General features: G+C 69.6%; 12 protein-coding genes and 1 pseudogene. 6 read left to right on the top strand and 7 right to left on the bottom strand.

The genetic code is table 11. The annotated features are described in order from the left end of the window. Both ACWF9Z_RS25155 and ACWF9Z_RS25160 read right to left on the bottom strand, forming a co-directional pair. On the bottom strand, positions 1-371 hold a 371-nt coding region (locus tag ACWF9Z_RS25155), incomplete at its 3' end, for a lamin tail domain-containing protein (protein ID WP_453605402.1). A gap of 387 nt (positions 372-758) precedes the next feature. Further along, positions 759-1,082 (bottom strand): hypothetical protein, encoded by a 324-nt coding sequence (locus ACWF9Z_RS25160; RefSeq protein WP_453605404.1) that lies wholly within the window; start codon positions 1,080-1,082, stop codon positions 759-761. Positions 1,083-1,292: 210 nt separating this feature from the next. Here ACWF9Z_RS25160 and ACWF9Z_RS25165 point away from each other — a divergent pair, with 210 nt between their 5' ends. From ACWF9Z_RS25165 to ACWF9Z_RS25180, 4 genes and pseudogenes are all read left to right on the top strand, one after another. After that, positions 1,293-2,300: a VOC family protein gene (locus ACWF9Z_RS25165; protein ID WP_453605406.1), complete on the top strand. Its 1,008-nt coding sequence runs from the start codon at positions 1,293-1,295 to the stop codon at positions 2,298-2,300. Positions 2,301-2,568: 268 nt separating this feature from the next. Then, complete coding sequence (locus ACWF9Z_RS25170; protein ID WP_453605408.1) at positions 2,569-3,132, top strand: dihydrofolate reductase family protein; 564 nt, start codon at positions 2,569-2,571, stop codon at positions 3,130-3,132. Between the two features lie 51 nt (positions 3,133-3,183). Next, positions 3,184-3,338: pseudogene (locus ACWF9Z_RS25175) on the top strand (transposase); the annotation flags it as partial. A 127-nt stretch (positions 3,339-3,465) separates the two neighbouring features. Then, a complete protein-coding gene (locus ACWF9Z_RS25180; RefSeq protein WP_453605410.1) occupies positions 3,466-3,939 on the top strand; it encodes a diadenosine tetraphosphate hydrolase in 474 nt (157 codons plus the stop codon). Positions 3,940-4,014: 75 nt separating this feature from the next. Here the strand turns inward: ACWF9Z_RS25180 and ACWF9Z_RS25185 are convergent, their stop codons facing one another. The 5 genes from ACWF9Z_RS25185 to ACWF9Z_RS25205 all read right to left on the bottom strand — a co-directional run bounded on the left by ACWF9Z_RS25185 (position 4,015) and on the right by ACWF9Z_RS25205 (position 5,940). Beyond that, positions 4,015-4,434: a YunG family protein gene (locus ACWF9Z_RS25185; RefSeq protein ID WP_453605412.1), complete on the bottom strand. Its 420-nt coding sequence runs from the start codon at positions 4,432-4,434 to the stop codon at positions 4,015-4,017. A 47-nt stretch (positions 4,435-4,481) separates the two neighbouring features. Further along, on the bottom strand, positions 4,482-4,697 hold the full coding sequence (locus ACWF9Z_RS25190; RefSeq protein WP_453605414.1) for a hypothetical protein: 216 nt from the start codon (positions 4,695-4,697) through the stop codon (positions 4,482-4,484). Between the two features lie 36 nt (positions 4,698-4,733). After that, a complete protein-coding gene (locus tag ACWF9Z_RS25195) occupies positions 4,734-5,006 on the bottom strand; it encodes a DUF6262 family protein (protein WP_453605416.1) in 273 nt (90 codons plus the stop codon). After that, positions 5,003-5,452: a transposase gene (locus tag ACWF9Z_RS25200; protein ID WP_453605417.1), complete on the bottom strand. Its 450-nt coding sequence runs from the start codon at positions 5,450-5,452 to the stop codon at positions 5,003-5,005. Before ACWF9Z_RS25200 ends, ACWF9Z_RS25195 begins: the two co-directional genes overlap by 4 nt. Positions 5,453-5,715: 263 nt before the next feature. After that, the gene (locus tag ACWF9Z_RS25205; RefSeq protein ID WP_453605419.1) at positions 5,716-5,940 is read right to left on the bottom strand and encodes a hypothetical protein; all 225 of its coding nucleotides are present in this window, start codon (positions 5,938-5,940) and stop codon (positions 5,716-5,718) included. A 312-nt stretch (positions 5,941-6,252) separates the two neighbouring features. Here ACWF9Z_RS25205 and ACWF9Z_RS25210 point away from each other — a divergent pair, with 312 nt between their 5' ends. Next, positions 6,253-7,404 carry a HEAT repeat domain-containing protein gene (locus ACWF9Z_RS25210; RefSeq protein WP_453605420.1) on the top strand — a complete coding sequence of 384 codons (1,152 nt, stop codon included), beginning with the start codon at positions 6,253-6,255 and terminating at the stop codon, positions 7,402-7,404. Positions 7,405-7,613: 209 nt separating this feature from the next. Next, positions 7,614-7,856, top strand: coding sequence for a LexA family protein (locus ACWF9Z_RS25215; RefSeq protein WP_453605422.1), 243 nt, complete (start codon positions 7,614-7,616; stop codon positions 7,854-7,856). Positions 7,857-8,384 lie beyond the last annotated feature (528 nt).

Consider the following 8,384-nt stretch of genomic DNA (forward strand, 5'->3'; position numbering starts at 1 on the left):
TCGTCCCAGATCTGGTGGCGGCGGTCCTGGTAGACGTCGCGGTGGGTGTCACGGCCCTGGCCGGTGTGGACCTTGACGCTGGAACGGCCGTCCAGGCGGAGGTGGTTGAACCGGTAGCGATTGCCGTCGCGGTCGGTGAGGGTGAATCCGTGCAGGTCGACGGAGTGACGGCCGGTGTTCTTCACCTCGACCCATTCGCGGTTCAGGGCGCGGCTGTCGCGGCCGCGGCTGTCGTGCTGGACGTCACCGATGACGATCGCGGAGTGCCGGCCGTCGTCGTGGGCCGCGGCGGGGATGGCTGCCGCGCCGACCAGGGCACCGGCGGCCAGGACCGTGACGAGAAGACGACGAGTGGCGAGAGAAGCAGACATGCAGATGGCTCCTTGAACAGTCAGCCCGGCCCGGCCTCGTGCGATCCGGGCGGGCTCCGTGCGGTTCCCGGCGTCCTGCCGAGGAGCCATACTCTGGCCCGCACCCGCCATCAACCGCCACAACCCGGCACTCATGTTTCTCAATGCGGACATGTCCGCAACTCTCCCTTGCACGGTGCAAGGGTCAAAGTCCCGTTGACGGGGACGGGGCGGGCGGCCGCCTCCGCCTTGACGATGAAGGGGAGAGGGAGTTTCGGCCGGATAAGCAGTTCATTCGCGCCATGCCGTACGGGTGCGCCGAACGGGTTCCCCGCTCTGTAACAGGCGCTCCTGTCGTTTCTTCGAACCACCGTGCGCATGCCGTTCCGGCGTGCGGCCGGACACCGTTCAGCCCTTCGGCTCCCACGGGGCCTGCACGGGCTCAGGGCCGTCCAGAGCGTGGCGGATCTTTTCCCTGAAGCTCTTCGGCGGGCCCTGTTCCTCCTCCCGCGTGTGTACGAGACGGGCGGCGGTCACGCGTATGTGGCACTCGCGGTGGTGTTGCCTGAGCCAGACCAGCCAGGCACCGTCGGCGGTGAGGAAGGCGTGGCGGGCCGGCGTGTCACCCGGCCGGGCATGGCGGGCCAGGACGTCCGGCACGTAGTGCAGGGCCGCGTCCTCGGCCGCGGCGAGCGCCTGTGCCTGCGGGCCACTGACGGAGTGCCTGGCCACCAGCGTCCACCGGTGCAGTTGGAGCTTGACGCCGTCGGCGTGCCGGTCACACGGGTGTCCTCTTCGATGAGGACGTACCACTGAGCAGTCATGTCCGGAGACTAGCCGCCCCGCTCCGTACGCCCTCGGGATCGGTGCACGCCGTTCTTCTCCGCCCCACCGGCATAACTCGCTGGACCTGACCTTCACCCAGCGGAGACAGTGAGGGTCATGACTTCTCTCGTGCATCACGTGACCGTCGACTGCGCCGACGCCTACGAGCTCGCCGGCTTCTGGGCCGAGGTGCTCGGCGCCTCCCTGTCCGACGAGGACGAGCCCGGTGACCCCGAGGCCCTCGTCGAGACACCCCGCGCGGCCCTGCTCTTCGTGACGGTGCCCGAGGCCAAGAGCATCAAGAACCGCCTGCACCTCGATCTGATGCCGGACGACCGCACCCGCGACGAGGAGGTCGAGCGCCTGCTCGCCCTCGGCGCCACTCTCGTCGCCGACCACCGCAAGCCCAATGGACGGGGCTGGGCGACGATGGCCGACCCCGAGGGCAACGAGTTCTGCGTGGAGTGCGGCGCCGCCGAGCGCGCGGCGCTGACCGGGACCCGGCTGCCCGTCACCGCGGACGACGTGACCACCGCCGTACGCCTGGCGGTCGACACGCTCGAGGAGTTCCCGGCCGGCAACTGGACGGCGCCCGCCGGGACCCTGGAGTGGACCTGCTGGGAGACCGTCGAGCATCTGAGCGACGACCTCTTCGCGTACGCGGTCCAACTGGGCCCGCGCAAGCCGCCGCTCGACGGCCCGGTGCCCTACCGGTGGGCCCCCGCCCGCGAGGGCGGCCCGTCGAACGCGATCTCCGCCGACACCGCGGCCGGCCCGTCCGGACTGCTGCGGACGCTGGAGGCGAGCGGCGCCCTGCTGGCGGCGATGGTGCGCACGGCCTCTCCGGACCTGCGCTCGTACCACTCCTACGGGATCTCCGACCCGGAGGGCTTCGCCGCGATGGGCATCGTGGAGACCCTCGTCCACACCCACGACGTCGCCCAGGGCCTGTCCCTGTCCTGGGCGCCCCCCGCGGACCTGTGTGACCGGGTCCTGGCCCGGCTCTTCCCCGAGGCTCCGGCCGACGAGGACCGATGGGCCGTCCTCCTGTGGTCCACCGGCCGCGCCGAGCTGCCGGGCCGTGACCGGGTCACCGCGTGGAAGTGGCGCGGAGCGCCGCTGTAGCGGTCGCCGGCGCCTGCGGGGCGGGCGCGTGGGGCGGGCGCGTCGGGCGGGCGCGTCGGGTTCGTCATCCACCGGGTGGCACCCCTCACCCTCTCGGGGCCGGTCCCGCGCACGCGCGGCACGGCGGCCGGCCGGCGGAGCGGGGCGGGGGGACGATCAGAGGATCTCACGAGCCGTGACGCGCCCGGCGGGGTCCGGCGGCGTCCGACGGTCGCACGGCAGCGTCCGGCGGTCGTCCGGTCGAGGCCGTTACCGAGGAGGACTTCTGATGCGCAAGGTGACCTATTCGATGGGCGTCTCGCTCGACGGCTACATCGTCGGGCCGGACGGCGGCTTCGACTGGACGCCGCTCGACGAGGAGCTCATCCGCTTCTTCACCGACGAGATCCGTCAGGTCGGTGTCCACCTGTTGGGCCGACGGCTCTACGAGACGATGCTGTACTGGGAGGGCCCCGACCAGGACCCCTCGCTCGGCGACTCGATGCTCGAGTGGGCCGCGATCTGGAGGCCGCTCCCGAAGGTGGTGTTCTCCACCACGCTATCGACGGTGCGGGGCAGCGCGCGCCTGGCTTCCGGCGGCCTGGCGGCGGAGATCGAGCGGTTGCGGGCCGAGCCGGGGAAGGGCGACATCGCGATCGGCGGCGCGACGCTCGCCGCCGAGGCGGCCGCGCTGGATCTGATCGACGAGTACCGGGCCAGGATCCATCCGGTGCTGGTCGGCGGTGGCATTCCGTTCTTTCCCCGGCGCGAGCGCCGGGTGGATCTCGAACTCGTCGAGACCCGCACCTTCCGCTCGAAAATCGTCTACCTCCGCTACCGCGTGGCGCGCTAAGGCAAGCCCGCGAGGACTGCCCCTGAGCCGACGGTACTCCGCTCCGAAGACGGGCCCGAGAAGCATGAGAAGGCCGGCTCGGACAAAACCCGCAACGGGACCCGGTCAAGACCGTGGTGACCGAGGTCGGACCGGTCGTTCTCGAAGTCCCTCGGGACCGGGAGGGCTCGTCCGAGCCGCAGATCGTCAAGAAGCGACAGCGCCGCCCTCTCTGGGGGTAACGGTGTGGCGCGAGGCGAGTGGAGACCACTTTGTGCAGCTCAGCGCCGTGTGATCGACGCTATCGTGTGCAACACATGTGGCGCTACTTGATGTTGGGTAGGGTCGCCGATCATGAGTTATGACTGGCGGAAGGACCGGATCGGCAGTGCCCTTCGGGGTGAGAACCCTGCGGTGCTCCGGAAGTTGGAAGCGGGATTCGCGGTGATCGGGGACGTCCAGTTCCTGCCGGGCTACTCGGTACTCCTGGTCGACGATCCTTCGGTGGAGCGGCTGTCGGAGCTTCCGAAGGGCAAGCGCCTGGCGTTTCTCTCCGACATGGACAAGCTGGGTGAGGCCGTCGAACACGCTTGCAGGCGGCTGGACCCGGCTTTCCGACGAGTCAATCTGGAGATCTTGGGGAACGCCGATCCGTTCTTGCATGCGCATGTGTGGCCGCGGTTCGAATGGGAGCCCGTCGATCTTGTGGGCCGGCCGGTGTGGCTGTATCCGCGTGAGCGGTGGCATGACAAGCAGTATGTGCTCGGCCCGCAGCACGACGCGGTGCGCGAGGCGATCGCTGATGAGCTGGACCGCCTCGCCCTCTGACGTCTGCGGGGCGTCACCGAGTTCGGCATCCGCCCCTACCGCCTCGGCAGCGCGAGGCGATAGGACTGCGCTCCGTCAACAAGCCGCGGACGCGGAGACCGTTTCGTGTCCTTGGTTGAGCTTCTCCATGACACGATCGCGGAGGAGTTCGTACTCCTCGCGGAGCCTGCGCCACTCGGTGATGGGCGGGCGGGGAATGACGATGCCTCCGGCGACGATCTCCTCCGGCCGGAACTGCTCTCGGGTGAGGTCGATTTCAATGCCCATGCCCAGACGGTTCCACCAGTGGTAGTCCACGCGTTCTCCGTTCACGTGGACTTCCCCGCGGATCAGCTCCCCTCCCAAGAGGTCATTCAGCACCATGGCCGTGACACCGCACTGGTCCCGGGCCGGGTTGTCTGGGCTCCAGCGGGGCCGGAACCCGGGCGTGCATGTGTCGGCACTCCAGCTGCTGCGAACAGCTCGCTCGATGTCGGTGAGAAGAAACGGTGTCATGCCGCTGATGCTCTCAACCAGCACTGACAACGGCCTCACGAGGATCGTCAGCCGCGTTGGTTCAGCGCTCTGGTCAGGTCCCGGTTGGCCTCCCTCGCGGCATCGAGATCGGATCGGGCTTCCTCCAACGCGGAGGTCAGTTCGACGTCGTGCTGCTCCAGCCTCGTGATCTTCCGCTGGAGCTCGTCGATGTCCGCTGGAGCTCCGAGCCCTGATTCCTGCCATGCCTGAGCTCCCAGCGCCTGCGACAGTCGCTTCTCCAACTGCTGAATGCGGGAGGCCAGGCGGGTGTTGCGGGCCTAGGCATGGGCGAGGTCGGCCTGGAGCGAGGCCCGGCTGACCGGCGAACCGCTGGCCTGGTCCTGGGCTGCCGGTTCGAGTTCGGCGGCATGGACGATTTCGAGGAGGTCGCGGTGACGGTAGAGGAAGCTGCGGTCCACTCCGGCTTGCCGGGCGATGGCGGAAAAGCTGATCGGGGGGCCGTTCTTGGCGGCATTCCTGACTGCCGTAGCCACCCGCTGGCGGCGACGCTCGGTGTCCGCTTGACGGCCATCGCGCATGGCGGGGATCACGGCAGCCTCCAGGACCTGACATCGGGAAGTGGCTGGCCGACGCGGGGCATGCCCAGCCTTACCGGGCGGCTGCGGCGGACCAGGGCGACGGCTTCCTCGATCTGGGCGCGTTCTTCTTCTGACAGGTCGTCCAGGTCTGCCTTGACCCGGTTGATCAGGCGGCGGACGCGGCCGATTTCCTCTTCGGAGGGCATGGCCTCGCTGCGGGCCCAGTCGTCGGCCTCGAAGGCCGACATGAGCCGCTCGCGGCTGCGGAGCAGATCAGAGAGGTAACGCTCGAGGTCGGGAAGGTAGGAGACGTCGGTGCGGAAGTGGTCACAGCCGACACAGCGGAACCGGATCGGGCAACTCTGGCCGCCGGCGGCGACGTTGTGCGGTTCCAGACAGATGCCGTAGGCCGTAGCCACTTCCCCGATGGCCCGCCGCACGTGTTCGGAGTCCAGCATCCCCTGTGCCTTGCGCCAGACACGGTTGCCGCGGCGGTCGAACTACAGGGCAGTGACCCGGTCGACAGCCTCGCTTCTGGAACGTGACCAAGCCTGAAGCAGCAGCCACGTCACCCGACGGACTGCCGGGTCAGATCTGGCCCGCGACCCTCCGGCCGAGCCGTTCTTGGGGCGACGCGGCCTCGTAGTGGTCCAGATACTCCTGCGTCTCGGCGTCGAGGGACACATCGCCCACGCCGTTCACAGCGCGCCAGAGACGGTTCTCAAGCCAGACCTTCGGCAGCCAGCCTCTCCTCCAGCTGCCGCACCGTCGCCGCCCGCTCGGCGACGACTTCGCCTGGATCGCCCAGCCACTGGAACACGCCTGTGAGCTGCTTCTTGTCCAGAGGCGGCAGGGTGTCGTAGGGATACCTCTCATACGTATAGCGGCAGGGGCGATGGTCTCCGAGATCTGTCGCACACCAGGCGGCATCAAAGTCGACCCCCATCGCCAGCAGCTCCGTTCGTAAGAGGACATGCGATCGACAGCATCTCACCCGGGTCCGACACCACTGCGTGGCAGAGCCGACGCGCACGCGCTCCCCGCTCCCCGCTCCCCGCTCCCCGCTCCCCGCTCCCCGCTCCCCGCTCCCCACACCCTTGACCAGCTCAATCAACTGGGCAACGAGAGCGGCACTGGGGATTTCGCAGGCTCTGTCCGCGATTTCGTGAACGCTCTTCGGGCGGCGCTCGATCGCACCCGACCGGCCGCGAGGAAAAGGCCGTTGGCTGTCGGTGTTCCCTGCTGGAACGATCCTGGGATGACCGATCACCGTGACGCCATCCTCCGCCTGTGGGGTCGCCAGCTCTACGAGCGCCAGCGCGAGCCACTCGCCTGGGCGGAGGCGGTCCTGGAGGCCACCGGTCGCCCGCCGACCGCCGTCACCGCGGCGATGTCCGGCCGACTCGACGCCCTCGCTGATTCCCCATCGGACCGCGCATGTCTGCTGTTCCGTACGGTCGCCAAGCTGGCCGCGAACCTGCGGGGCGAAGGCCGTTACGACGCGGACGTCGGCACCCGAATCGGCCCACTGGCCCTGTGGTTGGGCGAACTCGAACCACCGCTCGCCGGCCCGCTCGGGGACGCACTCGGCCACCCGCCGGACGGGCCGACATCCCTCGTCACCGTCCATGCCGCCGAGTTGAGCAGGAACCGCACGATCCGGCTGCGGGCGATCGACGCCCTGCTGGAGTGGGCCGAGCTCGGCCATCCGCAGGCCCGGGCGGCCCTGTCCGAGGTCGCCTCCGACCACCGGACGCAGGATGTCACCGTCTGGACCAAGGCACTCAACCGGATCGCCCTGTTCGGCGACGCGAGCCTCGAACCGGGCCTCCTGCGCGCGCTCGCCGACACCGGGCACCGCGGGGTGCGGTGGTCGGCGCTCGCCTGTGCCGAACTCGGCTTCCGCCGGGCCGTTCCGCTGATCACCGCACTGCTGGAGCATCCCGATCCGATGGTCCGCGAGGGTGCCTGCGAGGCGCTCGGCCTCCTTGCGGAACACGCAGCCGTGCCCGCCCTGACAGCCCGGCTGAACGACGAGACCAACTGGGTACGCAGCAGGGCCGCCCTGGCGCTCGGCCAAATCGGCGGCGACCGGGCACTCGCTGTGCTCTGGCAGGCCGTGATCGAACGCCGGAACCCGAAGGCCAACCATCTCGCCTCAGCGATCGCTGCCTTCGGCCCGCCAGTGGTGGACGACCTGATCGCCCTCACCACCGATCCCGACCCGGACCTCCGAGCACTGGCCTGCCGCGCTCTCGGCTCCACCGCCGACGACCGGGCCCTGCCCGCACTGGAACACCTCGCCGCCCACGACCTCGCCAGAACCACCCTCGGCGGCCTCGTGGCAACCGCCGCCAAGCAGGGACTGCGGACCGCACACCGCATGCGCGCGCGCACCGCATCGACCTGAGCTCGACGCTCGTCTCGACTGACGTTCACTCTCAACCCCGTCGGTCGACCTGACCGGACAGCGGCTGGGCGCGAGACGGCGGGGAATCGTCTGACCTCTCCCGCGCCCTGGCCGCCCACCACCCGTACGGGGCTGTCCCCGGCCGTTCCCCCGGCGGGCCGGGTGGAGCTGCTGCGCCAGGCTCGCGCAAGCGGCTGGGTGTGGGCGGCGTGATCCGGCTGACCGAGCGCCGGCTGCGGATCCTCGAGGCGATCGATGCCCATACCGCCACCCACGGGGCGGGTCTCTCGGTCCGCGAGATCGGCTCGGCCGTGGGACTCGCCAGCTCGAGCAGTGTCGCGTTCCAACTGGCCCAGCTCGAGCGCGGCGGGCCGCTGGTCCGCGCGGGCCGGGCCTGGTCCACGGCCGAGCTGACGGCCACGGCGGTGCGCCGCGCCGCCGCCTCGCGGTAAGCCCTGCGCCGTGCCATGCGGTCCGGCGCCAGCCGGGCCGTGACTTTTTCGTCGCCGGGTCCGCCGGACGGAGCGCCTGCGGCTGGGCTGGGCTGAGCTGGGTTGGGTTGGGTTGGGTTGGGTTGGCGGGAGTGTTCGCGGAAGTGCCGACACCCCGCTGGGAGGGGGCCGACGTCACGGGGGGTGATTATCTCTCCACCACGCTCCCAAAAATCTGTGTTGGCCGGAGTAGACATCCGGCGGTGGTGTGGGTATGGTTTCTCTCGTAACGCAGAGAGACAGCAGGGCCTGGCAGAGACGAACTGCCGGGCAGCAGTACACGCAGTACGAGTAGTCGCAGGACGCAGGACGGTGCGGTGGTGGAGTGTCGAAGCCAGAGTGGTTGCAGGACGGCGACGGGACTGGCGACCGGACCGGGTGGCCCGCAGTGATCAGGGGCCGCCGTGAGCAGGACCGCAGTTAACGCAGCGGCAGTACCCGCAGTTCGCAGTACCAGTTGGTGAGTGGTACCTCGGTGAAGGCGTCGGC

Source organism: Streptomyces sp. NPDC054961 (genome assembly GCF_053609145.1).

Bases quoted from the DNA above. Each gene is read 5' to 3' on its own strand.
- ACWF9Z_RS25200 (WP_453605417.1), bottom strand. From the start codon at position 5,452: ATGCTGGACTCCGAACACGTGCGGCGGGCCATCGGGGAAGTGGCTACG.
- ACWF9Z_RS25205 (WP_453605419.1), bottom strand. From the start codon at position 5,940: ATGGGGGTCGACTTTGATGCCGCCTGGTGTGCGACAGATCTCGGAGAC.
- ACWF9Z_RS25185 (WP_453605412.1), bottom strand. From the start codon at position 4,434: ATGACACCGTTTCTTCTCACCGACATCGAGCGAGCTGTTCGCAGCAGC.
- ACWF9Z_RS25180 (WP_453605410.1), top strand. From the start codon at position 3,466: ATGAGTTATGACTGGCGGAAGGACCGGATCGGCAGTGCCCTTCGGGGT.
- ACWF9Z_RS25170 (WP_453605408.1), top strand. From the start codon at position 2,569: ATGCGCAAGGTGACCTATTCGATGGGCGTCTCGCTCGACGGCTACATC.
- ACWF9Z_RS25165 (WP_453605406.1), top strand. From the start codon at position 1,293: ATGACTTCTCTCGTGCATCACGTGACCGTCGACTGCGCCGACGCCTAC.
- ACWF9Z_RS25210 (WP_453605420.1), top strand. From the start codon at position 6,253: ATGACCGATCACCGTGACGCCATCCTCCGCCTGTGGGGTCGCCAGCTC.